26 protein-coding genes are annotated in these 22,679 nt (G+C 67.2%); 10 read left to right on the top strand and 16 right to left on the bottom strand.

Annotated elements, in window-relative coordinates:
• Nucleotides 1-6: 6 nt before the first annotated feature.
• A complete protein-coding gene (locus tag WS46_RS21460; RefSeq protein WP_059691680.1) occupies nt 7-294 on the bottom strand; it encodes a YciI-like protein in 288 nt (95 codons plus the stop codon).
• A gap of 467 nt (nt 295-761) precedes the next feature.
• On the opposite strand from WS46_RS21460, the gene WS46_RS21465 reads away from it, so the two are divergent.
• Nucleotides 762-1,250, top strand: coding sequence for an aminoacyl-tRNA deacylase (locus tag WS46_RS21465; protein ID WP_044848239.1), 489 nt, complete (start codon nt 762-764; stop codon nt 1,248-1,250).
• A gap of 339 nt (nt 1,251-1,589) precedes the next feature.
• Here the strand turns inward: WS46_RS21465 and WS46_RS21470 are convergent, their stop codons facing one another.
• Entirely contained in the window at nt 1,590-2,252 is a 663-nt protein-coding gene (locus tag WS46_RS21470; protein WP_059691681.1) for a HEAT repeat domain-containing protein, read from the bottom strand.
• Nucleotides 2,253-3,025: 773 nt separating this feature from the next.
• Between WS46_RS21470 and WS46_RS21475 the strand changes: the two genes are divergently transcribed.
• Nucleotides 3,026-3,739 (top strand): SDR family NAD(P)-dependent oxidoreductase, encoded by a 714-nt coding sequence (locus tag WS46_RS21475; protein ID WP_059691682.1) that lies wholly within the window; start codon nt 3,026-3,028, stop codon nt 3,737-3,739.
• 111 nt (nt 3,740-3,850) lie between these two features.
• On the opposite strand, the gene WS46_RS21480 is transcribed toward WS46_RS21475, so the two are convergent.
• On the bottom strand, nt 3,851-4,783 hold the full coding sequence (locus WS46_RS21480) for a LysR family transcriptional regulator (RefSeq protein WP_059691683.1): 933 nt from the start codon (nt 4,781-4,783) through the stop codon (nt 3,851-3,853).
• Between the two features lie 356 nt (nt 4,784-5,139).
• Here WS46_RS21480 and WS46_RS21485 point away from each other — a divergent pair, with 356 nt between their 5' ends.
• The 5 genes from WS46_RS21485 (at nt 5,140) to WS46_RS21505 (ending at nt 7,980) form a co-directional block, all read left to right on the top strand.
• A complete protein-coding gene (locus WS46_RS21485; protein ID WP_059691684.1) occupies nt 5,140-5,604 on the top strand; it encodes a RidA family protein in 465 nt (154 codons plus the stop codon).
• A 276-nt stretch (nt 5,605-5,880) separates the two neighbouring features.
• Nucleotides 5,881-6,300 (top strand): organic hydroperoxide resistance protein, encoded by a 420-nt coding sequence (locus WS46_RS21490; RefSeq protein WP_059451383.1) that lies wholly within the window; start codon nt 5,881-5,883, stop codon nt 6,298-6,300.
• Between the two features lie 66 nt (nt 6,301-6,366).
• A complete protein-coding gene (locus WS46_RS21495) occupies nt 6,367-6,693 on the top strand; it encodes a DUF4148 domain-containing protein (protein ID WP_059691832.1) in 327 nt (108 codons plus the stop codon).
• A gap of 72 nt (nt 6,694-6,765) precedes the next feature.
• The gene (locus WS46_RS21500) at nt 6,766-7,095 is read left to right on the top strand and encodes a DUF4148 domain-containing protein (RefSeq protein WP_059691685.1); all 330 of its coding nucleotides are present in this window, start codon (nt 6,766-6,768) and stop codon (nt 7,093-7,095) included.
• Nucleotides 7,096-7,236: 141 nt separating this feature from the next.
• Nucleotides 7,237-7,980, top strand: a complete 744-nt coding sequence (locus WS46_RS21505) for a GNAT family N-acetyltransferase (protein ID WP_059691833.1) — start codon at nt 7,237-7,239, stop codon at nt 7,978-7,980.
• A 58-nt stretch (nt 7,981-8,038) separates the two neighbouring features.
• Here the strand turns inward: WS46_RS21505 and WS46_RS21510 are convergent, their stop codons facing one another.
• The 7 genes from WS46_RS21510 to WS46_RS21535 all read right to left on the bottom strand — a co-directional run bounded on the left by WS46_RS21510 (nt 8,039) and on the right by WS46_RS21535 (nt 14,098).
• Nucleotides 8,039-8,494 (bottom strand): MarR family winged helix-turn-helix transcriptional regulator, encoded by a 456-nt coding sequence (locus WS46_RS21510; protein WP_059691686.1) that lies wholly within the window; start codon nt 8,492-8,494, stop codon nt 8,039-8,041.
• A 126-nt stretch (nt 8,495-8,620) separates the two neighbouring features.
• Nucleotides 8,621-8,764 carry a hypothetical protein gene (locus tag WS46_RS36125; protein ID WP_179949178.1) on the bottom strand — a complete coding sequence of 48 codons (144 nt, stop codon included), beginning with the start codon at nt 8,762-8,764 and terminating at the stop codon, nt 8,621-8,623.
• On the bottom strand, nt 8,761-9,132 hold the full coding sequence (locus WS46_RS21515) for a GFA family protein (RefSeq protein ID WP_059691687.1): 372 nt from the start codon (nt 9,130-9,132) through the stop codon (nt 8,761-8,763). Before WS46_RS21515 ends, WS46_RS36125 begins: the two co-directional genes overlap by 4 nt.
• A gap of 168 nt (nt 9,133-9,300) precedes the next feature.
• The gene (locus WS46_RS21520) at nt 9,301-10,401 is read right to left on the bottom strand and encodes a nitronate monooxygenase family protein (RefSeq protein WP_059691688.1); all 1,101 of its coding nucleotides are present in this window, start codon (nt 10,399-10,401) and stop codon (nt 9,301-9,303) included.
• A 193-nt stretch (nt 10,402-10,594) separates the two neighbouring features.
• Nucleotides 10,595-11,854, bottom strand: coding sequence for an MFS transporter (locus WS46_RS21525; protein ID WP_059691689.1), 1,260 nt, complete (start codon nt 11,852-11,854; stop codon nt 10,595-10,597).
• Nucleotides 11,851-13,053 carry a YbfB/YjiJ family MFS transporter gene (locus WS46_RS21530; protein WP_059691690.1) on the bottom strand — a complete coding sequence of 401 codons (1,203 nt, stop codon included), beginning with the start codon at nt 13,051-13,053 and terminating at the stop codon, nt 11,851-11,853. The genes WS46_RS21525 and WS46_RS21530 overlap by 4 nt, the downstream gene beginning before the upstream one ends.
• A 118-nt stretch (nt 13,054-13,171) precedes the next feature.
• The gene (locus WS46_RS21535) at nt 13,172-14,098 is read right to left on the bottom strand and encodes a LysR family transcriptional regulator (RefSeq protein WP_059691691.1); all 927 of its coding nucleotides are present in this window, start codon (nt 14,096-14,098) and stop codon (nt 13,172-13,174) included.
• Nucleotides 14,099-14,241: 143 nt separating this feature from the next.
• Between WS46_RS21535 and WS46_RS21540 the strand changes: the two genes are divergently transcribed.
• Together WS46_RS21540 and WS46_RS21545 are read left to right on the top strand one after the other, a co-directional pair.
• Nucleotides 14,242-15,426: a hypothetical protein gene (locus WS46_RS21540; RefSeq protein ID WP_059691692.1), complete on the top strand. Its 1,185-nt coding sequence runs from the start codon at nt 14,242-14,244 to the stop codon at nt 15,424-15,426.
• Nucleotides 15,427-15,874: 448 nt separating this feature from the next.
• On the top strand, nt 15,875-17,332 hold the full coding sequence (locus tag WS46_RS21545) for an MFS transporter (RefSeq protein ID WP_059691693.1): 1,458 nt from the start codon (nt 15,875-15,877) through the stop codon (nt 17,330-17,332).
• Between the two features lie 71 nt (nt 17,333-17,403).
• Here WS46_RS21545 and WS46_RS21550 read toward each other — a convergent pair whose 3' ends face one another.
• From WS46_RS21550 to WS46_RS21570, 5 genes are all read right to left on the bottom strand, one after another.
• Nucleotides 17,404-18,297 (bottom strand): LysR family transcriptional regulator, encoded by an 894-nt coding sequence (locus WS46_RS21550; RefSeq protein WP_059691694.1) that lies wholly within the window; start codon nt 18,295-18,297, stop codon nt 17,404-17,406.
• 119 nt (nt 18,298-18,416) lie between these two features.
• Entirely contained in the window at nt 18,417-19,244 is an 828-nt protein-coding gene (locus WS46_RS21555; RefSeq protein ID WP_059691695.1) for an alpha/beta hydrolase, read from the bottom strand.
• Between the two features lie 233 nt (nt 19,245-19,477).
• The gene (locus WS46_RS21560; RefSeq protein WP_059691696.1) at nt 19,478-19,861 is read right to left on the bottom strand and encodes a VOC family protein; all 384 of its coding nucleotides are present in this window, start codon (nt 19,859-19,861) and stop codon (nt 19,478-19,480) included.
• Between the two features lie 25 nt (nt 19,862-19,886).
• Nucleotides 19,887-20,849, bottom strand: coding sequence for a hydroxymethylglutaryl-CoA lyase (locus tag WS46_RS21565; protein WP_059691697.1), 963 nt, complete (start codon nt 20,847-20,849; stop codon nt 19,887-19,889).
• A 29-nt stretch (nt 20,850-20,878) separates the two neighbouring features.
• Nucleotides 20,879-22,069 (bottom strand): CaiB/BaiF CoA-transferase family protein, encoded by a 1,191-nt coding sequence (locus WS46_RS21570; RefSeq protein ID WP_059691698.1) that lies wholly within the window; start codon nt 22,067-22,069, stop codon nt 20,879-20,881.
• Here WS46_RS21570 and WS46_RS35565 point away from each other — a divergent pair.
• A complete protein-coding gene (locus WS46_RS35565) occupies nt 22,068-22,205 on the top strand; it encodes a hypothetical protein (RefSeq protein WP_156437235.1) in 138 nt (45 codons plus the stop codon). The two genes, WS46_RS21570 and WS46_RS35565, sit on opposite strands and share 2 nt — an antisense overlap.
• A 205-nt stretch (nt 22,206-22,410) precedes the next feature.
• On the opposite strand, the gene WS46_RS21575 is transcribed toward WS46_RS35565, so the two are convergent.
• Nucleotides 22,411-22,623, bottom strand: a complete 213-nt coding sequence (locus WS46_RS21575) for a hypothetical protein (protein ID WP_059467484.1) — start codon at nt 22,621-22,623, stop codon at nt 22,411-22,413.
• Nucleotides 22,624-22,679 lie beyond the last annotated feature (56 nt).

Genomic DNA, 22,679 nt, shown 5'->3' on the forward strand with positions numbered 1-22,679 from the left:
GCGCCGCTAGCGCGGGGCGTGCTTGCCGACCACGACGCGCCACGGACGCACGCACCAGGATTTGACGAGGCCGTGCTGCACGTACGGATCGGCGCGGGCGAACGATTCGGCGGCTTCCGGCGAGTCGCCCTCGAAGACGAGCACGGCCCGGTCGGCTGGATCCTGCAATGCGCCGGCGAGCATGAGCTCGCCGCGCTCGGTTGCCGCCTGCGCGAGTGCGAGGTGCTCGGCACGGTACTGTTCGCGCCGGGACAGGTAATCTTCGACGAGTTCGTAGATCAACTGGTAATGCATGGTCGCTCCCGGAATCGGCCGCCGCAGGATGGCGGGCGGTTGGCTCAGTATAGGGCGCGTTTCGGTCTTTGTCGGGCGTGGATTGCGACGGCTTTGCCGCTGCGTGGCCGACTGATCCCGGGCGGCTGACGAATGATTTTCAGGCCCCGACGCCCGTTCTTTAAATGCAACTAACGGTCTAGCTTGAGTCCGGCGTCGCATGGATTCGGGTCATCGTACCGGACCAGTTATCGCCCGTTTTGTCTTCAAGAGCGGCGGGTATGGCCGGCATGTTCCATGCGCGTTCCGGGCACGAATTTCGCATGCCGGCGAGGGCGTCCGTGTCGACCGCAAAAAGGGCCGAAGCCAGATATCGGACCGCCCATGCGGACGTCGAGCGAGGGCGTTTCCATTGGCCGCAATGCGACCTATGCTGAACGAATCCGGAGCGAACTTCGTTCGCCCGATTCGTCAAGACGAGGTGTGCCATGCCTGTATCAGCCACCCTGCAGGATTGCCTGCGCCAGAAGTCATCGCGGTACGAAGTCGTGTACCACCCGTATAGCCACACCAGCATGGAGACGGCCGCTGCCGCGCATATCCCCGGCGATCGCCTCGCGAAAACCGTGCTGCTCGAGGACGACGAAGGCTACGTCGCGGCCGTGCTGCCGACGTCGCACGCGGTGCGCCTGTCGGACCTCTGGGTCAAGACCGGCCGTCATCTCGTGCTCGCCAGGGAAATCGAACTGCGCGAACTGTTCAAGGATTGCGACCTCGGCGCGTTGCCGCCGGTGTGCATGGCGTACGGGATGAAGACGTTCCTCGAGGAACATCTCGCGCAGCAGCCGGAAGTGTATTTCGAGGCCGGCGACCACGAAGCGCTGATCCACATGATGCAGGACGAATTCCTGTCGCTGATGGAGACAGCCGAGCGCGCGCATTTCTCGCACAAGATGCAGGGGATGTGGTTGTCCTGATCGTCCTGTTGCGGGCGGTTTGCGGTAGTTGGAGACGGCGTCTGGCGGGCGGCCGTCGGGGGCGTTGCGTGTCGCCGGTTTTGCCGCAATTGCGTTCGCGCTGGGAATCGGTGCTGCCGAGCGACCGGTGAGGCGGGATTCTGGTGGCGTCGGGTCGGGATTTCAGTGGTGTTGTCGAGTGAATTTAGTATTTGACATAATCATAGTTATCGGCAATTCGGGTGTAGTAGCTTTTTAGAAATGTCCGCTTTTCGACCCATCATAGGCCGATCTGCCGACCAACCACCGCCGGGTTCCAGCCGCAGGCTGCGCACGATGCCGCGGCCGTTCAACCCATATTCATGACACGTCTCGCGCGTTCCGTACGACGTACTCGCGACCGTCTTCCTCGGCCAGCTTCACGTATTGCGCCAGCTTTCCGGATTGGATGTTCTTGAGCACCCACAACACAGCAATCCGCTGATATTCGTGTCCGGTGTGCCACGCACGCTCCGCGAGCGCCTCGGCATGAGCGGACTTCAGTGCGCCCAACGCAAGCAAGGCACGTCGGCGCACGTATTCGTCCTCGTCGTCCACCAGGCGCAACAGCAGTGCCTCGGCCTCGGCGGCATGCGAACCCAGCCCGCCGAGTCGCGCGGCCAGCTGCCATTTGGCGTTCGGCTCCGACGCGTCGATCGAGGCGCGCGCGAGTGCCAGCAACGCGTCGGGTTGCGTCCAGAGCATGCTCGAAATGTGTTCCAGCGTGTGGTCGCGGGCAATCGCGTAAAGCAGATCGGCGCACGCGGTTGCGGTCCAGGCGGCTGGCGCAAGCGAGTCGACGACGGCAAGCGACGCGTCCCACAGCGCTTCCCAATCGCCGTACTCACATTCCCATTCGACACTTCGCTGGCGGACTGGGTATAGCGCCGCCCATTCCCTGAATTTTTCGACCTGTTCGTGCAGTGTGTTCAACGCGTGCATGGAAAGTGTATTGATTGCGGCCTGCGTCACGATGCGATGCATGCGGCGTGAAACTGCGCCATCAGGCGCGGAACGTTGCCCCTGCAGCCCCAAACCGGATGTATCGAGCCGCCCCGCTCGCGACTTTCGTCGCGTCGCGCGGCACCCGGCATGCCGCGAGACTCGCATACCGCACCGGCTGTTCCGGGGGCGCTCGCGCGATCCTGCGCTCGTGCAGGTGCTGCGCCGGCCGAAGCAAGCGTCCGGGACGAGCGAATCGGCGTCGTCCGCCATCGGGCAATCCCTGGGCGATTCCCGGCCGTATCTACGGATGTGGGCAGGATTGTGCCAGTTTTGGTCGTGATCGGAGTGTCGGATTGCCCACCGAACATCCACGTGCGACCGCATGCCCTGCCCTGATTCTCTTGGGGAGGCGTTCGGTCAGGCGCGTTTTCGTATCCGGGAGTTTTCATGAAAAATAAAGCTATTGTGATAAGAAAAGTTATCTGGATATTTTCGATAAAAACAGAAGTGCCCGACGCGTGACGAACGATCCGGTACACGACATTCCCAGCATTCCGCTGCACAAACCGTCGAATTCACAACGATCGACGCGAGTTGCCGTGTGTGAAAGACGGCGCACCGGCGATCGCGTCGACGCACCTCCTCCAGCACCCTCGCCGCTGCCGCCGCCCTGCATTTGTTCCCGCGACGCAAGACTGTTGGTCCATGGTGGGTATTCGAATTCCGGCCCGCCGCGCCTAGAGTTGCGTCCATCGGATTCATCGATCCGGTCGGCGCTGAAGCCGAAAACCAATCACCTGTCGAGGCATCTCATGAGCACTTCCAAAGTCATCATCGTCACCGGCGCATCGCAAGGCATCGGCGCCGAAACGGTCAACGCATTCCGCGCCCAAGGCCATCGCGTGGTCGCGACGTCCCGTTCGATCGGGACGTCGGACGCCCCCGATCTCGTCACCGTCGCGGGCGACATCGGCGACCCGGCTGTCGCGCGGCGCGTGGTTGACGCCGCCATCGAGCGCTTCGGCCGGGTCGACACGCTCGTCAACAACGCGGGCATCTTCATTGCGAAGCCGTTCACGCAATACACGGCGGACGACTATGCGGCCATCACCCGCGTGAACCTGGACGGTTTCTTCCACATCACGCAGCGCGCGATTGCGGCGATGCAGCGAAACGGAAACGACGGCGGTCACGTGGTCAGCATCACGACGAGCCTCGTCGATCACGCGAACAGCAACGTGCCGTCGGTGCTCGCATCGCTGACGAAAGGCGGGCTCAATGCGGCGACGAAGTCGCTCGCAATCGAATATGCGAAGGCCGGCATCCGCGTGAACGCGGTGTCGCCCGGCATCATCAAGTCGCCGATGCACGCGCCCGACACGCACGCGACGCTCGCATCGCTGCATCCGGTCGGCCGGATGGGCGAGATGAGCGACATCGTCGGCGCGATCCTGTATCTCGATTCGGCGCCGTTCGTCACCGGCGAGATTCTGCACGTGGACGGCGGCCAGAGCGCTGGGCACTGAGCGGCAACGTCGTGAACATGTGCCGGCGCGGATGGTGCGGGCGCCCCGATGCCGGCGCAGGCGTGGCGTCGGCGCCCCGCTCTGCCCGGTTGACGGCATGGCTGGCCGCGGCTATCGAGCCCGCCTTGCGGGTGCCTGTTCGAGATGTTCGACGAGAAAGTCGACGAAGACGCGCACGCGCGACGAAAGATAGCGTGCATGCGGATACAGCAGCATGAACGGCCGCGATCGCCCGCCCTGCGCGGACAGCACCTCGGTGAGCGTGCCTTCCCGCAGATCCCGCTCGACGATGAAGCGATAGGTCTGGAACAGGCCCGCACCGCTGCGCGCGAGCGTGACGCCGGCGAGGACGTCGCCCGACGTGCCGTAGCCGCCCGTGGTCGCGACGTCGATTTCCGCCGATCCGTCGCTGAACAGCCATGGAATCGGCCGGCCGCTGCTCGGAAGCTCGAACTGGATGCATTCGTGCGCGTGCAGATCGTCGACCGTGCGCGGCACGCCGGCGCGCTTCAGATAGCCCGGCGTCGCGACGACGACGAGTTCGGCGTCCTCCAGCTTGCGTGCGACCAGACTCGAATCCGCTGGCGCGCGGCCGCGGATCGCAAGGTCGAAACCCTCCTCGGCGAAGTCGATGTTGCGGTTGCTGAGATGGGTTTCGACGCGTACGTCCGGGTATCGCTCGCGAAACGCGGGCAGCAGCGGCAGCACGCGATAGTGTCCGTATGGCGTCGGCATGCTGATGCGCAGCACACCGGCCGGCGTTGCCTGCTGCCCCGTCGCTTCGCGCTCCGCGTCGACGAGCTGCGACAACGCATCACGGCATTGCTCGAAATAGCGCCGCCCGGAATCGGTGAGCCGGATCTGGCGCGTCGTCCGGACGAACAGGCGTACGCCGAGACGCTCCTCGAGCCGCGCGACCGACCGGCTCACCGCGGCCGGCGTGACGCTCGCGGCCGTTGCGGCAAGTGTGAAGCTGCCGAGTTCGGCTGCCAGACAGAACAGCTCGATGCTGCCGAGCAGGAGGTCATCGAATTTTCTCTGCATGGGGGCGGCTCCTGCTTCCTCGTGCCGCCTGGCGCGGCTGCAAGACGGCGAATCCGGCGTGCGCCCGCAACGAGGCACCGCGCTTCCGGCCCGCCAGCGCGCGTTGTTTCGCGGCGGGACGCTGAAGCACCGAGTGTGCATGAATCCCCGCTGGGAAACCAGCGTATCGGCGACACCGGCGGTAAGCGTTCGCGCCGCGTTGCACCGCGGGCGATTCGTTACACCGCGTGTCGAGTCAATTGCGCGAACGATATTTACCGGCCCCGACCGCCTCACTAGAGTGACTGACAGAGGCCGTGGCGAGTCGCGCGTCCACACCGCGGCCAACTCATCAACGATCCCCGAAGGAGCATGCCATGACGATCGAACAGAAGCTGGCCGAACTCGGCTTCACGCTACCCGAACCGCCGCAACCGCTCGGCAGCTATACGGCCGTCAGTGAGGCCGGCAACCTGTTGTTCATTTCCGGGCAATTGCCGCTCGTCGACGGCAAGGTGGCCTATACGGGGCGCGTCGGCGAACAACTGGGCGTCGACGACGGTCGGCGCGCGGCGCAGCTCGCGGCGCTGAACGTGCTTGCCCAGATCAGAAAGCACCTCGGCGGGTTCGACCGCCTGCATCACATCGTGCGTGTCGAGGGACACGTCGCGTCGGCCGACGGCTTCCACGGTCAACCGGCCGTGATCGACGGCGCTTCCGACCTGTTCGCCAAGGTGCTGGGCAACAAGGCCGGACATGCGCGCTCGGCCTTTTCCCACCGCCAGTTGCCGGCCGACGCGGCGGTGGTCCTGGTCGTGATCGCCGAAGTCCGCCCGGCATGACCGGGTTGCCGAAGGCTCGGGCGACCGCGATTCCGGCGCGGCCATCTGCCCTGCCATCGCTGAATCTTCCGGTCCGGGTCGTCTTTTCAATATAAGGGTTTGATCGCCCGCGAGCCTTGTCCGGCAAGGCTCGCCACGATCTCGATACATTGAAATACAAAATATCGCATGCGATTTAATCGAATCCGCTTGACGAGGTCGGCCGTCTCGACCACACTGCGTCGCATGCGATCGAATCGCATCAGAGAAAAACCTTCCTACCTGACGGAGTGAACGATGAGCAAGATCGAAAAAGTGCTGTACACGGGCAAGACGCATACGACTTCCGGCGGCCGCGACGGCGCGGCTCGCAGTTCCGACGGCCGCCTCGACATCCAGCTGTCGTCGCCGGGCAGCGCCGGGAACGGCACGAATCCGGAACAACTGTTCGCGGCCGGCTGGTCGGCCTGCTTCATCGGCGCGATGCAGCTCGCGGCGCGCGCGGCGAAGGTCACGCTGCCGGCCGATCTCGCGGTCGATGCCGAAGTGGATCTGGGCACGGGCGGCAACGCGTATTTCCTGCAGGCCCGCCTGAACGTGAGCGTGCCGGGACTCGATCGCGACGTCGCGCAGCACATCGTCGACACCGCACACCAGACCTGCCCGTATTCGAAGGCGACGCGCGGCAACATCGACGTCGAGATCCGCATCGTCTGAGCCATGCACCGGGCGGCCACGTGCTGCCCTCCTGAATGTCCTGCCATTTTCTTGTCGAGGTGAATGATGAAAACCCAACTGATCGCTGTCCTTCTCGTTGCCGTGTCCGCTGCCGTTGCCGCGCCGGCCTTTGCCAGTGACGCCGTCGCGACGCGTGCACAAGTGCGTGCCGAACTCGTCCAGCTGCAGCAGGCCGGCTATGTGCCGGGCCGCGCGAACGATCCGCACTACCCGGACGACCTGCAGGTCGCGCTGACGCGTATCCACGCGAACGACACCGTCGCAGCCGATACGGCGACGTCCGGTTATGGCGCCGACGCCGCAGCCGTCACGCAATCGGGCAGCCGTCCCGTCACGCGCATCGCCGAGCGCTCGATCTACTTCGGCCATTGAACGAAGTCGCGATCGACGCCGATTGCCGGCGCGCGGCGCTCACATTCCGATTACTCTTTTCTGTCGAGGTAAATGATGAAGACCCAACTGATTGCAGCCCTGCTCGTCGCCGTGTCGGCTTCCGTTGCCGCACCGGCCTTCGCGACCGAAAGCACCGTGACGCGCGCGCAAGTGCGGGCGGAACTGGCCGCCCTCCAGCAGGCCGGCTATCTGCCGAATCGCCCGAACGATCCCAACTATCCGGACAACCTGCAGGCCGCGCTGAAGCGGGTGCGCGACAACGATGCAACGGCGGCCGACACCCGGACAGCCGGTTACGGCAACAACGCCGACGGTGCGACGCAATCCGGCAGTCGCATCGCGATTCGCACGGCCGAGCGCTCGATCTATTTCGGTCGTTGAGCGTCGCGACGAAATCGACGACACCGCCCGTCAAATAAAGCGCATACGATGTAATCGCATGCGCTTTTTGTTTGCCCGCAACCGGCGCGGGCGATCGCGTCTATGCTGTGCGACGGGCTGCCTTCAATCAAGGAGCAGACGATGCTGGAACCGACGACGGAGCAGGAAGAAGGCGGATCGCATCCGCTCGACAATGCCGTATGGCGCGCGCTCACCGGGGAGCAGCATCGTTTCGCCCTCGGCGACGCGCTTGCGCGTCGATTTCCTCCTGCGCTCGCACCATTTGCGGGCATGGCCGACCGCAGCCCGACCGCGTTCGACGCGTTGCACGGACTGATCGACGCGCATGGACCGGCGGCACTCGTCACGCCGGACGAGATCCCGACGCCAGCCGGTTTTTCCGTGGTCTGGCGGGCGATGCTTCATCAGATGGTCTGGCAGGGAACGCTCGACGGCGCGCCTGCTCTGGAGCATGTCCGGCTCACCGAAGCCGATGTGCCGGAGATGCTCGAACTGATCGCGGCGACGGAACCGGGCCCGTTCGGCCCGCGCACGGTCGAATTCGGCGGCTATATCGGTGTACGCCGGCAAGGCCGGCTGGTGGCGATGGCCGGTCAGCGGCTGAGGGCCGGCGGTCATGCGGAGATCAGCGCGGTGTGCGTGGATGCGGCTTTCCGGGGCCAAGGCCTCGCGGCCGGACTGATCCGGTCGTTGGTCGCGACCATCCGCGCGCGGGCGGAAACGCCGTTCCTGCACGTGCTCACGTCGAATCATGGCGCGATCGAGCGCTATCGCGCACTCGGCTTCGTGACGCGTCGCGACATGCATTTGCTTGTGCTGGGGCCCGAGGAAACCGGGACGGGCCAGCCGGAGCGCCAGCCATAAGGACGGGTCGCGCCGGCAATCGCACCGCAGGCTCGACATCGAGCCTGCGTTTAATCGTCTATTCGTCGATCGAATTGATCAGGTTGCCGCGCAGCGTGACGATGGCCTTCTGCATCTTTGCGAATTCGTCGGGTTTCAGCCCGGTGGCTTCGACCAGATTCATATCGAGCCCCTTCTCGCGCACGCGACGGCCGCTTTTCGTCAGGCTCACGAGCACCTGGCGCTCGTCCGACGGATCGCGGTGCCGCTCCAGATAGCCCATCGCCTCGAGCTTCTTCAGGATCGGCGTCAGCGTGTTCGATTCGAGGAACAGTTTTTCGCCGAGTTGCCCGACCGTCTGGTTGCCCTCCTCCCACAGCGCGATGATCGTGATGTATTGCGTGTACGTGAGGCCGAGCTCTTCGAGGATTGGTTTGTATGCCTTGCCGAACGCGAGATTCGTCGAGTAGATCGCAAAACACAGGAACTCGGACAGCTTCGGTGCGGCGGGCGATTGTGTTTCGCTCGGTTTCATGGGCGTTCTCCAGCGACGGCGGTTCGTGTCGCAGATGGACGCATTATATATCGCGTGCGATCTTATCGGTAGCATGATTATCGTTTCCGATCAACATGACTCGACGCCCACGGCACCTGTTCCGGTTCAGTCTTGTCCGCCGTCGTTCCGACCCCGTCGGTCGCCGGTCCGCTGGCGGCTGACCGACAGCAGCGAACACTGCACCGGATGGGCGATTTCGGTCGCGAGGCCGCCGGCGGCGAACAGCAGGATCACTAGCCAGCGCTTCATGCGTCCTCCACGACGGAAAGGCTTGCGCCGTCGGCGACGGTCGCATCGAGCGCATAGGGATCGACACCGTCGAGGCAACCGAGATTGACGCGCCAGCACGCGGGATCCTTGCGCGTCTGATGAAACGGATAGACGCCGCAGCGGCTGCAGAAATAGTGACGGGCCGTGTGCGTGTTGAAGCGGTAGAGCGTCAGCGCGCCCTCGCCCTCGACGATCTTCAGGTCGGCCGCGGCGAACATCGGGCTCATCAGCGCACCGCGACGGCGGCAGAGGCTGCAGTTGCAGCGGGTCGCCGGCGCGAGCGCGGTCCGGACTTCGAATTTCACGGCGCCGCAATGGCAGGATCCGTTGAACCATGTAGCAGACATGTCGTGCTCCTCAAGAGGTCATGTCCGCTTTATAACGGGCCTTCGCCGATGCGTTGTATCACGCTGTATCCACGCCGCGCGCGGATACAGGACGTTGCAATTTTGTCCCCGGCCATGCGCATGGCGGCTCATTCGCCGAGCAACGGCGCGCCGCATGTAACCGGGAAATCAGTCCAGCGCATGCTGTAACCGTGCGATGGCCGCCCGTGTCTCGCGCTCGAGCGTCGCGAACAGTTCGGCCGCCGGCAGCGACCGGGCGAGCGGCGCCGCCTGCCCGGCCCATTGCGCGCCGTAGCCGAACTCGCCGTTCGCCTTCGCGGCCGCATGCAGTGCTTTGCCGGCGTCGTATGCGATCGGATAGGCCGGCGTGGCCGGCGCGTACGGATCGTCGCCGAGCGCGGTCAGCCGGTTCGCGATGCCGCGCGCGATCCGTCCGGAGACCGCGGTCGTCAATGTCGTGCGGCGCGCTGCGTCGCCGAGGATCGCGCGGCGATAACCGTCGTCGATCGACGTCTCCGAGCACGCGACGAAGGCGGTGCCGAGCTGCGCGGCCTGCGCGCCGAGCGCCAGCGCGGCGGCGATGCCGTCGCCGTCCATGATGCCGCCGGCCGCGATCACCGGCAGCGCGCATTCGCGCACCAGCAGGCGCGTCAGCGCGAACGTGCCGAGCCGGTCGTCGTGCGCCGTCGAGTCGAATACGCCACGGTGCCCGCCGGCCTCGATGCCCTGCGCAACGATCGCGTCGATGCCGGCGGCGACGATCTGCCGGGCTTCGTCGGGATTCGTCGCGGACGCGAACAGCGTGATGCCCGCGCGCTTCAGCACGGCAATGGCCTCATCGGACGGCAACCCGAAATGAAAGCTGACGACCGCCGGTTTTTCTTCGATCAGCATCGCGAGCATCGCATCGTCCGCGACGAAGCTCGTGTAGATCTCCGACAACGACGCCGGCGGCGTCGCGCCCTGTTCGCGGAACGCGGGCGCGAGCCAGTCGAGCCACGCGCGTTCGACGACAGCGTCGGCGCGGGCCGGCTGGTGGCAGAACAGATTGATGTTGAACGGCCGGTCGGTGAGCGCGCGCGTGTCGCGGATCATCTTGCGCGCACCGTCGGCGTTTGTCGCGCCGACGCCGAGCGAGCCGAGCCCGCCCGCATTCGACACGGCGGCCGCCAGCGCGGGCGTGCTGACGCCGGCCATCGGCGCCTGGATGATCGGGGTGCGGATGCCGAGCGTGCGCAACAGCGTCCGGTTGTCGGTCGGTCGATTCATGTCGTTGCCTCCTGCAACGTCCGGGATCGGAATGCTTCGGCCGGGTGCCGGCCGAAGCTGCCGGGTCGGGTCCGGCACGCGGTATGCGGCATGTTCACGGCGCGACGCGCATCCGAACGGTGCGCGAACAGCCACCCGCAACTGCGCCCATGCTACGCCAGCCTGCCGCCCGCGGGCCAGCCCAACCTTGCTGCTATCGATTGCGTACCCGATAGGCGAGCCCCGCGCAGGCCGTCAGCAGCGCGGCCGTCACGAAGAACACCGAATGCAGGCCGAGCGCGACGCCGATCTGTCCGCCGATCACGGGGCCGATCACCTGCCCGCCGAACTGCGCGGATTGCAGGTAGCCGAGCATCTGGCCCGTCGCGCGCTCGTCGACGGACTGCCGGACCAGCTTGCCGATCGACGGCAGCAGCCCGGCGAGCGTCATCCCCATCAGCACGCGCAGTGCCGCGAGTTGCCACCAGTGCGAGACGAACGCCTGCGGCACCATTGCGAGCGCGGTCAGCAGCAGGCAGCCGACGATTACGTTCCAGCTGCCGATACGGTCGGCGAGCGCGCCGAGCCGCGCGGCGGTCAGCATGCTGCCTAATGCGGAACAGGCCATCACGACGCCGGCGACGCGCGCCAGATGACTGCCGTCGACGCCAAGCCCGCCGATATAGACCGTGATGATCGGCTCGATCGACATGTTCGCGAGCAGCACCATCATTGCCGTCACCAGGAGCGCGGCGACCGCCGCGCGATCGGTGCGCCGTGTCGTAGCCTCGGTCGTCGCGCGGGCGTGTCGCGCCAGTGCGTCGGTGTCCGCGTGAAAGTCCTCCTTCACGACCAGGATCGTCAGCAGCGCGGCGACGGCGATCATCGCCCCACCCGCGAAAAACGTCCCGCGGATGCCGAGCCAGCCCGGCAGCAGGCCGCCGACGAGCGGCCCGACGAGGTTGCCCGCGAGCGCGCCGGTCGACAGGATGCCGAGCGCCCAGCCCGCACGCTCGCGCGGTGCCTGAGTGCCCACCATGACGGTCGATGCCGATGCATAGCCGCCGACGAGCCCGGCGACGAGCCTCAGTGCGACGAGCTCCTGGACGTTGTGCGCAATACCGATCAGCGACATCACGACGGCCATTCCGAGCGCAGCGCGCACGAGCATGGGTTTGCGGCCGAAGCGATCCGCGAGACGGCCCCACAGTGGTGCTGTGACTGCGGTGCCGAGAAACGTTGCGCCGAACGCGACGCCGGACCATTCGATCACGGCCGATTGCGCATCGACGCCGAGCTGCCGCACGTAGAGCGGCAGGAACGGCAGCAGCATGCTCAGGCTGACGAGCGTCGTGAACGAGCCGAACACGCACACGGCGAGATTGCGCCGCCAGTAGCGTGCGTTGCGTTCGGCATAACTGGCGGCGGACCGGCCGGCGCGCACCGTATCGGGTGCCGGGAAGGTCGTGCTCATCGTGCCCTCGCCGTGGCGGCGACGTCGACCGCGAGCGCCAGCAGCAGCGCGGCGGCCCCGACGGCGAACAACGTTTCGTATCGACCGCCGCTCGATGCGAACAGGTACGACAGGCCGTAGGCGGCCATCGCCTGCATGATCGCGAAGCTGGTCGTCGCACTGCGCCATGCGCGTTTCGCAACCGACGGATGATGCGCGAGCAGTTCATTCACGCGGCCGAGCGCGAGCGGGACGATGCCGGGTGTGAACGCGCCGACCAGCACGCTCGATACGATCAGCGAGGCGGGTCCCATCCCCAGCAGCGGCAGCACGACGGCGACGGCCTCGATCGCGAATGCAATGCGCAGTGCGCGACCGAATCCCGCCCGATCGGCGAGATGCCCGCACGCGAGCGGCCCGACGATCGCGCCGAGACCGTACAGCACCCAATACTGCGCGCCCGCGTCCACGCCCTTGTCGAGTCCGCGCGCAACGTAGTCGACGAGGAAGATCATGTGCGGGACCAGCCCGACCGCGTTGAGCCCGTATTCGACGTACAGCGCGCGCAGGCTGCCGGTCGGGAGGTTACGGGCGTGCGTGGCCGGCGACGCGACCGCCGCGGGCGACGCATCGTCCGTTGGCCAGCCGCGCCACGCCACGGCGGTCAGCAGCAGCGACACGATCGCGAGCCCGAGCCACGTCGCGGTGAGACCCTGCCGCAGCAGGATCGGCACGATCGTGCCCGACGCCGCGATGCCGAGACCGATTCCCGTAAAGATGCCGCCGCTCGCGAAACCGCGGCGCGCCGGCGGCACGTGCGTGAGGATCGCCGGCGCGGCGAGCACCATCAGGGCGCCCCCCGACAGGCCGGACGCGAAGCGCCACACGAAGAACCACAGGAACGACAGGGGCGCCGCGCACGCGACGAACGCAAGGGTCGCGAGCAGCATCATCGCGCGCAGCACGGCGGTCGAGCCGGCGCGGCGCGCGAGCGCGCCGGCGACCAGCGCACCGGCCAGATAGCCACCGAGGTTGGCCGCACCCAGATAGGCGGCCGTCGACGCGGGAAACCAGTGCGCGCCGATGATCGCGGGCAGCAGCGGCGTATACGCGAATCGCGCCAGACCGATGCCGATCAGGCTCGCACTGGCGCCGGACACCGTGCCGCGCCACACGTTGAACGCGGGGGCATGCTGCCGGTCGAGAAGCGCTTGTTGCATTGAAGGACCTCCATTCGCTGCGCGGACGCATGCGCGTCCGACGGTTGAAGGAAGTCTAGATTGAACCGGGCACCGGGAGAATCCATGCGCTGCGGAAGCCATTCTTCCGCAACCCGGTTCAATCTTCGTCGGTGATGGTGGCCAGCCGGGCGAAGTGCTCGCGCAATCTCGGCGCGGCGAAATCGACGAACGTCCGCACCTTCGGCACCGACAGCCGTCCGTAAGGCGTGACGAGGTGGATCGGCAGCGGCGCATGCTCGCTGTCGCGCAGCACGATTCGCAGCGCGCCGTCCCGAACCTGCTCGGCGACGTGATATGAGAAGAGGCGCGTGACGCCATGGCCGGCGAGCGCCGACGCGAGCGCGCCGCGGATCGTGTTGACGATGAACCGCGGCGCGAACTGGACCACCTGTGGCAGCGCCGACTGGCCGGACGGCGGGAAGCTCCATGAATCGAGCCCGAAGTGCGTCATCGAGATGATCCGGTGCCGTGCGAGATCGGCCGGCGCGGTGATCGGCGGATGCTCCGCCAGATAGTCGGGTGACGCGACGACGACGCGTCGCACCGCGCCCACTGGAATCGCGACAAGCGTCGAATCCGTCAGATGCGCGATGCGCAGCGCGACGTCGATTCCCTCGTCGATCAGGCTGACGGGGCGGTCGAGCAGTTGCAGCCGAATCGACACGGCCGGATGGCGGTCGATGAACTCGTCGATGAGCGCGCGCAGCACGTCCTCGCCCGCGGCGACCGGTGCCGTGATCGTCAGCAGGCCGCGCGGCGCCGAGCGTTCGTCGGCGATCAGCATGTCCGCTTCCTCGAGATCCGCGAGGATACGGCGGCACGCTGCGGCGTAGCGTTCACCGGCTTCGCTCAGGCGAATCGTCCGGGTGGTCCGGTACAGCAGCGCGGTGCCCGTGTGTTCCTCGAGAAACGCGATCGCGCGGCTGACTGCCGCCGGCGAGCGGCCGAGACGGCGGCTCGCGCCTGCGAGACTGCCCTCGTCCAGCGTGGCGACGAACACCTTCATCGCATCGATTCGGTCCATGGGTGTGAGTGGGCGCGAGTGGTCCTGTCATTGGCGGCGGGAACGCCAGCGAGCAGTCTACCGTACGCTTTCGGCGATGCCCGGTCGGCCTCGTCGTGCCGCTTCGTGAAATACTGCGGCCACGCGTCCTCCGGAACTCCGCGATGAGTGAAATGCCCGCCATGCCTTCGTTCTGTTGCCCGATCGTGCGTTTCGCACTGACGTGCGTCGTGGCGTTGCTGGTCGTCGCGCCGGCGACGGCCGCCTCGGCCACGGATGCCACGGATGCCACGCACTTGCCAGGCGGGTCGCCCGTACCGGCAGCGCGCACGCCGCAACACATCCTGTTCGTGGGCGACAGCCTCACGCACGGCCGTTACACGCCCGTGCGTTCGTACGGCGCGATGCGGTCCGGCCGCGAGGATATGGGCGGCACCGCGCGGGTCGTCGATGAAAACTTCGGGCAGACCGGGGCCCGCGCCGAACGCGAGCCGGGCCCGTGGGGCGGAATTCCGGGAATTTTCGCGCGCTTCGCCGCCGAAGCCGGACTCGACTACGAGGTTCATCTGGAAGCGATGTCGGCGACGAGTCTCGCGAAACATGACCGCGTCGCATCGGACGTGATCGAGCGGCCCACGTGGGATGTGGTGGTCCTGCAGGAACTGAGCGCGAAGCCGCTGCCGTTCGCGCTCACGCACAGCCGTGCCAGCGATCCGGCCGGTTTCCGTGCGAGCGTCGCGAAGCTGGCACGCGGCATTCGTGCGGCGGCGCCGCACGCGCGGGTCTATCTGTATGAAACCTGGCCACGCGCCGATCTCGCGAAAGCGCTGGCGGGCGAGCCGGACAGCGCCGGTTTTCACGCGCGGTACGTCGATCGTCTCGCCGACCTCGTCGCAGCGTATCGCGATGCATACGAAGGCGCGCGCCGCACCGATCCGTCGATCGCCGCCGTCGTGCCGGTCGGCCGCGCGTGGCAGCGTGCGTGGACGACCGGCATCGCCGATCCCGACCCGTATGCGCCGTCCGGCGCGCCACTGCTGTGGTACGGCATGCGCGCGCAGAACGACCCGCCGATCTCGCGGCCCGATTATCTGCATCCGGGCGTGCTGGGCGCTTATCTGAGCGCGCTCGTGCTGTTTCAGCAGATCGCCGGGGTCGACGTCCGTACGTTCGGCCCGCAGGAGCACGCTGCCGCGCAGCTCGGCATCGCGCCGGACATGGCGTCAAGGTTGCAGGCAGTTGCGTCGGATACGGTCCGCCAGGAACGCGCCGACGCCGGCTCTGCCCCCGCTGTCGATGCCGGTCGGACGGCGACAGCCGGATGCCCTGAGCCATGCGCGTCGCAATGAACGGCAATGCGGCGCGCACGGCGCATCACGTCGAGCGGTGGACGCATGACGAATGCGGAGGGCTGAGCCTGCCGCTCCACTCCGTTGCGTAGCGCCGCCGGTCCCGCCAATGCCGAACCGCTCCGCGCGGCATCGCGGCCCGCCGAACGCACGCAGCGTCACCCATGGTTTTCCCTGCCCTCGTACTTCCGCAGCGGCCTGACCTTCATCCGAAGCCCGCCCGGCGGGCGCTCCGCAGCCTTTCTGCGCAGGAAAGGATGCTTGAAGCATGCGCAATTATCGTGTCGCGCAAATTCGCCGACGATGTTTCGGACGATCGGTGCCACCCGTGCAGCCGGTCTTTCGCGGGCCTGGCGCGCACGCGCGCCGCGTCGCGCGGCCGGATCCGCAAGGCCGGCCGCGAACGGCCGGGCGTCGCGCCACGGCAAATCGATAATCAGGAGACACGATGAACAGCCAATCCCTCGACCTCGGCGGCACCGCGGGCGACCCCGCGTCCGCCGTACCGTCCGCGGCCCGGGCCGGCGCCGGTGCGACGGCCCTGCCCGCCCGTGGCGTCACGCTCGGCGAATTCATGGACGACCTGCCCGTCGGTGCGCTTCACCGCTTCGTCGTCTGGGTGATCGGCGTCGGGCTGTTCTTCGACATGTACGAGATCTTCCTCGTCAGCACGATCGGCTCCGCGTTGCAGAACGAATATGGGCTGAGCCGGCAAAGCGCCGATTTCAAGCTGCTGCTGGCCTCGGCATTCATCGGGATGTTCGTCGGCGCGATGTGTCTGGGCAGCCTTGCCGACCGCATCGGCCGGCGCAAGGCGTTCTTGCTGACGCTCGTCTGGTACAGCGCGTTTTCGCTGATCGGCGCGTTCTCCGTGAACGCCGACATGCTGGTGGCATGCCGGTTCCTGACGGGCATCGGCGTCGGCGCGATCTACCCGGTCGCCGACAGCTTCCTGTCGGAAATCCTGCCGAAGGACAAGCGTGGGCGGTTCGCCGCTTGGGGCTATACGACTTCGTACGTCGCGGTGCCGCTGGTCGGCTTCCTCGCGCTGTGGCTGAATCCGCTGCATGTCTCGGGTGTGGCCGGCTGGCGCATCATCCTCGCGATCGGCAGCCTCGGCGCGGTCTACGTGCTGCTGGTCCAGCATCGGCTGCCGGAAAGCCCGCGCTGGCTGCTCGCGCAGGGCCGCGTCGCGGATGCGCATGCCGCGGTGCGGCGCTTCGCGGACAGCGCGGGCGTGCGCGTGCCCGCGCAGTTCGCGGCATCGGCCGAACCGCAGCGGCCGCTGGGCCTCGGCGAGCGCATCGCGCTGCTGCGCCGCCGGCCTTACGGTGCGCGCTACCTGATGCTCGCGGTGTTCCACCTGTTCCAGGGCTTCGGCTATTACGGTTTCGGCACGCTCGCGGGCACGGTCGTCAAGAGCCGCGGGTTCGACGTGACGGACAGCACGCTGTTCATTGCGCTGTCGTTCATCGGTTATCCGATCGGCTCGCTGCTGTCCATTCCGCTGCTGAACTGGATCGAGCGCCGCACGCTCGTGATCGGGTCGATCCTGTCGATCGCCGTGTTCGGGCTGTGCTTCGCGTATTCGGGCAACACGGTGCTGATCGTCTGCTTCGGTTTCCTGACGACATGCGCGTCGAACGTGTTCAGCAACGCGTATCACGTGTACCAGGCGGAGATTTTTCCGGCACGTGCGCGCTCGACCGCGATCGGCAGTACGTACGCGCTGTCGCGCATCGTCAGCGGCGCGCTGCCGTTCGTGCTGCTGCCGGTGCTGGCCGCGCATGGCGCCGGCGCGATGTTCGGCGTGATCTCGGTCGCGCTCGGCATCGTTGCCGTCACGCTGCGCGTGCTGGGGCCGCTGACCTCCCGGCGCAGCCACGACGACATCAACCCGGTATGACACGGCAACCGGCACGGGGCATGCGCATGCGTGCCCTTTGCATCGCGCGTGCGGCGCGCTGTTGAGCGGATTCAGCGTGCCGACATGAAATCGAACAGCTTCGCGATGTCGGTGGTCAGCACGGCGCCTGCCTTCACGCCGACCCACAACGTGCGCGTCGCCCACGCGTCGTCGAGTTTCACGACCCCGAGCCGCGCCGCGCGCTCGCCGGTCACCGCATCGCGCGGCAGCACGCCGATCCCGAGCCCGGCCTCGATCATCCGGCTCACACCATCGAAATTCGACACCTGGATGCGCAGCTTCAGCGAGCGCTCGGCCGCGAACGCGGCGTCGGTCATGCGCGCGAGCAGCGAACTGCCGTCGCTCAGGCCGACGTAGTCTTCATCGAGCGTATCCGCGAAGCGAATGCTGTCGTGCGCGGCGAAGCGATGCCCGCGCGGCACGAGCAGCACCAGTTCGTCGCGCCGGTACAGGCGGCGTTCGATGCCGGGCGCCGGCACGTTGTCCGCGAACACGCCGAGATCGGCCTTGCCGGCCGCGAGCGCGTCGACGATTTCGTGACTCAGCCGCTCTTCCAGACTGACCTTGATGCCCGGGTTGTCGGTGAGAAACGCGGCGAGATCGGCCGGCAGGAACTGGACGATGGCCGACGTATTGGTCCACACGTGAATGTGGCCGCGCACGCCCGCAACGTAGTCGCTCATCTCGTGCGCCATCCGGTTGACCTGCTCGATCACCTTCGCCGCATGGTCGAGCAGCGCGCGGCCCGCCGGCGTCAGCTCGACGCCGCGCGCATGCCGGACGAACAGCGCGCTGCCGGTCACGCTTTCGAGTTCGGCGATCCGCTTGCTGACCGCGGACAACGTCAGCTGGCCGTGTTCGGCCGCCTTGGTCAGGCTGCCGTGCTCGGCGACGAGCGCAAACACGCGCAGCGACTGCAGATCGAAATGAAGCGGGTTCACCATGATGAAGGTCCCGGGAAGCGCCGTGCGGGGCGCGCGTGCCGCGCCAGGCAGGCCTGAAGCGATCATACGCCCGGCCGCGCGCGGCGCGAAATCACGCAAGGCGACGCAACACGGCGCGGTCAGTGCGGCGCGATCGCCTGCAACGCAGCGAGCATCGCGCTCTCCGGTTTCGCGAGATCGTCGAGCACCGTGAAGTGCTGCATGCCGGGCAGCCATGCGCGCGCGATCCGTTCGCCGGCCGCTTCGCAGGCGTCCGCGTATTCGCTCGCTTGGCGCACGAGCTCCGGCAGCTCGGCCGCGCCGACCGCGACGACGGTCGGTGCGCCCGGCCCGATGTGATGCAGCGGGCTGTATGCGGCGATTTCCTGCGCGGTGAGCTTCAGCTTGTCGTCGAGCACGCACAGCGAGATCGGTTCGAGATCGACGAGCGGGCTGATCGCGAGCGCCGACACGACGGCCGGATGCGCGCGATGAACGGCCGTCAGGTGGCCGCCGGCCGAGTGACCGCTCAGATGGATCGGTCGTCCCGCGGTGCCGATGCCGTCGGGGTCGGCCGCGAGATGGTCGAGCAATGCGCCGATCTCGCCGACGATGTCGGTCATCGATGCGGCCGGTGCGAGCGTGTATTCGGCGAGCACGACGTCGAAGCCGCGTGCGAGCGGCCCGGCGGCCGCGTACGCGAAATCCTCTTTCGCGCAGTGCTGCCAGTAGCCGCCGTGAATGAACACGAACAGCGGCGCGTCGGCCACGCCGCACCGCAGCCAGTCGAAGCGCTGCGCCGGACGCACACCGTAACGCAGGTCGCGCTGCCCGGGCGTCGCATCGTAAAGCGCCGCGCTGCGTGCCTGGCAGGACGCGAGCACCGCGGGAAAATCGGGAATGGCTCTCGTGTTCAGGTAGGCGGCGTCGAGCGCCGCGCGGTCCATGCCGCGATAGAGGATCGTCATTCGGGAAGCGCCTGGTCGGATTGCGGATGCGCGGGACGTTCGCGGTGCCCCGCCACGAAGGCGCCGGACGGGCCGACGCCGTTGCGCCATTATGCGTAGCGCAACCGGCGCCGGCTATCCGGAATCGGCGGGGGCGGCGTGCGCCTGTCCGCTTTCGGCGGAGGACTGTCGAGCAGCGCACGCGTCGTGCCCGCGCATGCGCGAACGGGCGGACCGGCGCAACGAAGCGGCACTCAGATCGGTTCGGATATCTCGATGAGGTTCAGGTCCGGGTCGCGCACGTACACCGACCGGATCTTCTGCGTCGCGCCGGTGCGCTCGACGGGCCCTTCGACGATCGGCCAGTCGACGCGCTGCAGATGCGCGATCACGTCGTCGAGCGGCACCGACGCGATGAAGCACAGGTCGAGCGCGCCGGGCACCGGCACGTGCGCTTTCGGCTCGAACTCCGCGCCGCGCACGTGCAGGTTGATCTTCTGGTTGCCGAAGCGGAATGCGAGCCGGCCCGCACCGAAGGTTTCGAGCTGCATCTGCAGCACTTCCGTGTAGAAATGCCTGGTCCGCTCCGGATCGACGCAGGTCAGCACGAGGTGGTCGAGGTGGTCGATCAGCGCCATGTGGTTCGCTCCTGTTTCCACGCGTTCACGAGAAAGCCCGCTGCGCCGGCATGTCGCCGGTTTCGGCGCGCGGCGGCGGATGAAGGTCCGAGCGGTGGCCGGCCTTCAGGATCTGGCTCGGCACGTCATGCCCGATCAGCGCGGGCAGCCGCGCAGCCGCGGCGAGCACGGCCGCGAGGTCGATGCCCGTATCGTAGCCGTCGAGCGCGAGCATGTGGACCAATTCCTCGGTGCACGCATTGCCGGTCGCGCCCGGCGCGTACGGGCATCCGCCGAGCCCGCCGAGCGACGCGTCGAAGCGGTCGATACCGGCGTCGAGCGCGGCGAGCGTGTTGGCGAGCGCCATTCCGCGCGTGTTGTGAAAGTGCAGCGTGAGCTGCAGCGCGCCGAAGCGCTCGCGTGCGCGTTCGGCCAGCTCGCGCACCTGCGACGGGTATGCCATGCCGGTCGTGTCGCACAGCGTGACGCCGTGCACGCCGAGATCCGCGAAGCGCTGCATCCACGCGAGCACGGTTTCCGCGCGCACGTCGCCCTCCATCGGGCAGCCCATCGCGGTCGACAGCGACACGTTGATCGCGACGCCCGTGCCGCGCACCGCGTCGATCACGTCGCGCAACTGCTCGAACGACTGCTCGCGGGTCATCCGCAGGTTCGCGCGGTTGTGGCTCTCGCTCATCGACATCACGAGGTTCACCTCGTCGACGCCGCACGACAGCGCGCGCTCCGCGCCGCGCACGTTCGGCACGAGCACCGTGTAGACGACGCCCGGCGCGCGCACGATGCCGTGCATCACGGCCTCCGCGTCGCGCAGCGCGGGGATCGCCTTCGGCGACGTGAACGACGTGACCTCGATCTTCGCGTAGCCGCATGCGCTCAATGCGTCGACGAGCGCGATCTTGTCGTCGGTGTCGACGAACGCCGCTTCATTCTGGAAACCGTCGCGTGTCGCGACTTCGTGGATGTAGAGTCGTTGGGGAGGCTTGCTCATGTCGTCGTCCCGGAGGCTGGCCGGCCGGTTCAGATCACGCCGCGCGCGCGCCAGTCGTCGCGCGTCGCGGTATCGATGCCGATCGATTCGAGTACCGCGTCCGTATCGGCGCCGAGCGCGGGCGCCGGACGCTCGATGCGTCCCGGCGTCGCGCCGAGCTTCGGCACGATGCCCGGCACGAGCACGGGCGTGCCGTCGGGCAACGCGGCGTCGACGATCATGTCGCGCGCGCGGTAATGCGGATCGGCCGCGATGTCCGCGACGTCGTAGATGCGCCCGGACGGGATACGCGCGTCGTTCAGCGCGGCGAGCACGTCGTCGAGATCGTGTCGCGCGCTCCATTCGCCGATCGCCGCGTCGATGCGCACGACCTGCGCGACGCGTCCGTCGTTGTGCGCGAGCGCCGGATCGTGGCCGAGATCGGGGCGCCCGATCAGTTCCATCAACCGTCGGAAGATGCTGTCGCCGTTGCCGGCGATCAGCGCGTACTTGCCGTCGCGGCAACGGTACGCGTTGGTCGGTGCGATGCCGGGCAGGCTGCTGCCGGCCGCCTCGCGCACCGCGCCGAACGCCGCGTATTCGGGCAACAGGCTTTCCATCATGTTGAACACCGATTCGTACAGCGCGACGTCGACGACCTGCCCTCGGCCGCCCTGCTGCTCGCGATGGCGCAGCGCGAGCAGGACGCCGATCACGCCGTGCAGTGCCGACAGCGAATCGCCGAGCGACACGCCGACACGCACCGGCGTGCGGCCGGGCTCGCCGGTCAGGTGCCGCAGGCCGCCCATCGCCTCGGCGATTACGCCGAAGCCGGGGCGGTCGCGATACGGGCCGGTCTGACCGAAGCCCGATACGCGCAGCATCACGAGCCCCGGGTTGATCGCGGACAGCGTCTCCCAGCCGAGCCCCCAGCCTTCGAGCGTGCCGGGCCGGAAATTCTCGATCAGCACGTCGGTCTCGGCGACGAGGCGGCGCACGACGTCCTGCCCTTCCGGCGTGCGCAGGTCGAGCGCGAGCGAGGTCTTGTTGCGCGACTGCGCGGCCCACCAGACCGACGTGCCGTCGTGCAGCAGCCGCCATTTGCGCAGCGGGTCGCCGACGCCGGGCGGCTCCACCTTGATCACGTCCGCGCCGAATTCGGCGAGCATCCGGCCCGCGAACGGCCCGGCGATCAGTTGGCCGAGTTCCAGCACGCGGATACCGTCCAGGGGGCGCGTCATGGCTGTCTCCGAAGAAATCGCGTTGTCGATGACGGCGATCATGACGACGTTCGCATTCGGCGAAAATCGATCGATGCTCAACCAGCCTTTCCCGAACGGAAAGGCACGCATGACGGCGAGCCGCGGCACGTCGTGACGATGGATCGAGCGGGGAGACAGACGTGACGACGCGTTGCGGACAGGACGCCGCGGCGGAATCGGAGAATCGGGGAAGCGGGGTTTCAGGCGGTGCGCGGCGGGCACCGGTATGCGCGGGTGCGCGAGGCGCGCCGCCGGCGCGTGTCGGCCATCGGCCGCGCGTCGGCGGGAATCAGCGGCGCTGCGTCAACGCGAGACGAGGCTCAGTAAGCGGACATCTCGACGCAAGGATCGACCTTGGACGGTGAGCAGATGACCGAATACTTGGCGCTTTCGCGCATCAGCGCTTCGCCTTCGTGCAGCGCGATCTTGATCTCGGGGTGACGCTCGTACGCGAGGAATGCGGAGCAGAAGACCGCGGACATCACGACCAGGGAAAACACGAATTTTTCAAGGGATTGGAAACGTTCGGGCATGGTTCGACCTTTCTTCTAGCCCGGGATTATATCTCGAATTAAGGGTTTTCCCTATA

The sequence above is a fragment of the Burkholderia sp. RF4-BP95 genome (assembly GCF_001521985.1).
GTDB classification, from domain to species: Bacteria; Pseudomonadota; Gammaproteobacteria; order Burkholderiales; family Burkholderiaceae; genus Burkholderia; species Burkholderia diffusa.

What these genes read in the sequence shown, in the direction of transcription:
- WS46_RS21460 (WP_059691680.1), bottom strand. Translation starts at nt 294, where the DNA reads ATGCATTACCAGTTGATCTACGAACTCGTCGAAGATTACCTGTCCCGG.
- WS46_RS21465 (WP_044848239.1), top strand. Translation starts at nt 762, where the DNA reads ATGCCTGTATCAGCCACCCTGCAGGATTGCCTGCGCCAGAAGTCATCG.
- WS46_RS21470 (WP_059691681.1), bottom strand. Translation starts at nt 2,252, where the DNA reads ATGCATCGCATCGTGACGCAGGCCGCAATCAATACACTTTCCATGCAC.
- WS46_RS21475 (WP_059691682.1), top strand. Translation starts at nt 3,026, where the DNA reads ATGAGCACTTCCAAAGTCATCATCGTCACCGGCGCATCGCAAGGCATC.
- WS46_RS21480 (WP_059691683.1), bottom strand. Translation starts at nt 4,783, where the DNA reads ATGCAGAGAAAATTCGATGACCTCCTGCTCGGCAGCATCGAGCTGTTC.
- WS46_RS21485 (WP_059691684.1), top strand. Translation starts at nt 5,140, where the DNA reads ATGACGATCGAACAGAAGCTGGCCGAACTCGGCTTCACGCTACCCGAA.
- WS46_RS21490 (WP_059451383.1), top strand. Translation starts at nt 5,881, where the DNA reads ATGAGCAAGATCGAAAAAGTGCTGTACACGGGCAAGACGCATACGACT.
- WS46_RS21495 (WP_059691832.1), top strand. Translation starts at nt 6,367, where the DNA reads ATGAAAACCCAACTGATCGCTGTCCTTCTCGTTGCCGTGTCCGCTGCC.
- WS46_RS21500 (WP_059691685.1), top strand. Translation starts at nt 6,766, where the DNA reads ATGATGAAGACCCAACTGATTGCAGCCCTGCTCGTCGCCGTGTCGGCT.
- WS46_RS21505 (WP_059691833.1), top strand. Translation starts at nt 7,237, where the DNA reads ATGCTGGAACCGACGACGGAGCAGGAAGAAGGCGGATCGCATCCGCTC.
- WS46_RS21510 (WP_059691686.1), bottom strand. Translation starts at nt 8,494, where the DNA reads ATGAAACCGAGCGAAACACAATCGCCCGCCGCACCGAAGCTGTCCGAG.
- WS46_RS36125 (WP_179949178.1), bottom strand. Translation starts at nt 8,764, where the DNA reads ATGAAGCGCTGGCTAGTGATCCTGCTGTTCGCCGCCGGCGGCCTCGCG.
- WS46_RS21515 (WP_059691687.1), bottom strand. Translation starts at nt 9,132, where the DNA reads ATGTCTGCTACATGGTTCAACGGATCCTGCCATTGCGGCGCCGTGAAA.
- WS46_RS21520 (WP_059691688.1), bottom strand. Translation starts at nt 10,401, where the DNA reads ATGAATCGACCGACCGACAACCGGACGCTGTTGCGCACGCTCGGCATC.
- WS46_RS21525 (WP_059691689.1), bottom strand. Translation starts at nt 11,854, where the DNA reads ATGAGCACGACCTTCCCGGCACCCGATACGGTGCGCGCCGGCCGGTCC.
- WS46_RS21530 (WP_059691690.1), bottom strand. Translation starts at nt 13,053, where the DNA reads ATGCAACAAGCGCTTCTCGACCGGCAGCATGCCCCCGCGTTCAACGTG.
- WS46_RS21535 (WP_059691691.1), bottom strand. Translation starts at nt 14,098, where the DNA reads ATGGACCGAATCGATGCGATGAAGGTGTTCGTCGCCACGCTGGACGAG.
- WS46_RS21540 (WP_059691692.1), top strand. Translation starts at nt 14,242, where the DNA reads ATGAGTGAAATGCCCGCCATGCCTTCGTTCTGTTGCCCGATCGTGCGT.
- WS46_RS21545 (WP_059691693.1), top strand. Translation starts at nt 15,875, where the DNA reads ATGAACAGCCAATCCCTCGACCTCGGCGGCACCGCGGGCGACCCCGCG.
- WS46_RS21550 (WP_059691694.1), bottom strand. Translation starts at nt 18,297, where the DNA reads ATGGTGAACCCGCTTCATTTCGATCTGCAGTCGCTGCGCGTGTTTGCG.
- WS46_RS21555 (WP_059691695.1), bottom strand. Translation starts at nt 19,244, where the DNA reads ATGACGATCCTCTATCGCGGCATGGACCGCGCGGCGCTCGACGCCGCC.
- WS46_RS21560 (WP_059691696.1), bottom strand. Translation starts at nt 19,861, where the DNA reads ATGGCGCTGATCGACCACCTCGACCACCTCGTGCTGACCTGCGTCGAT.
- WS46_RS21565 (WP_059691697.1), bottom strand. Translation starts at nt 20,849, where the DNA reads ATGAGCAAGCCTCCCCAACGACTCTACATCCACGAAGTCGCGACACGC.
- WS46_RS35565 (WP_156437235.1), top strand. Translation starts at nt 22,068, where the DNA reads ATGGCTGTCTCCGAAGAAATCGCGTTGTCGATGACGGCGATCATGACG.
- WS46_RS21570 (WP_059691698.1), bottom strand. Translation starts at nt 22,069, where the DNA reads ATGACGCGCCCCCTGGACGGTATCCGCGTGCTGGAACTCGGCCAACTG.
- WS46_RS21575 (WP_059467484.1), bottom strand. Translation starts at nt 22,623, where the DNA reads ATGCCCGAACGTTTCCAATCCCTTGAAAAATTCGTGTTTTCCCTGGTC.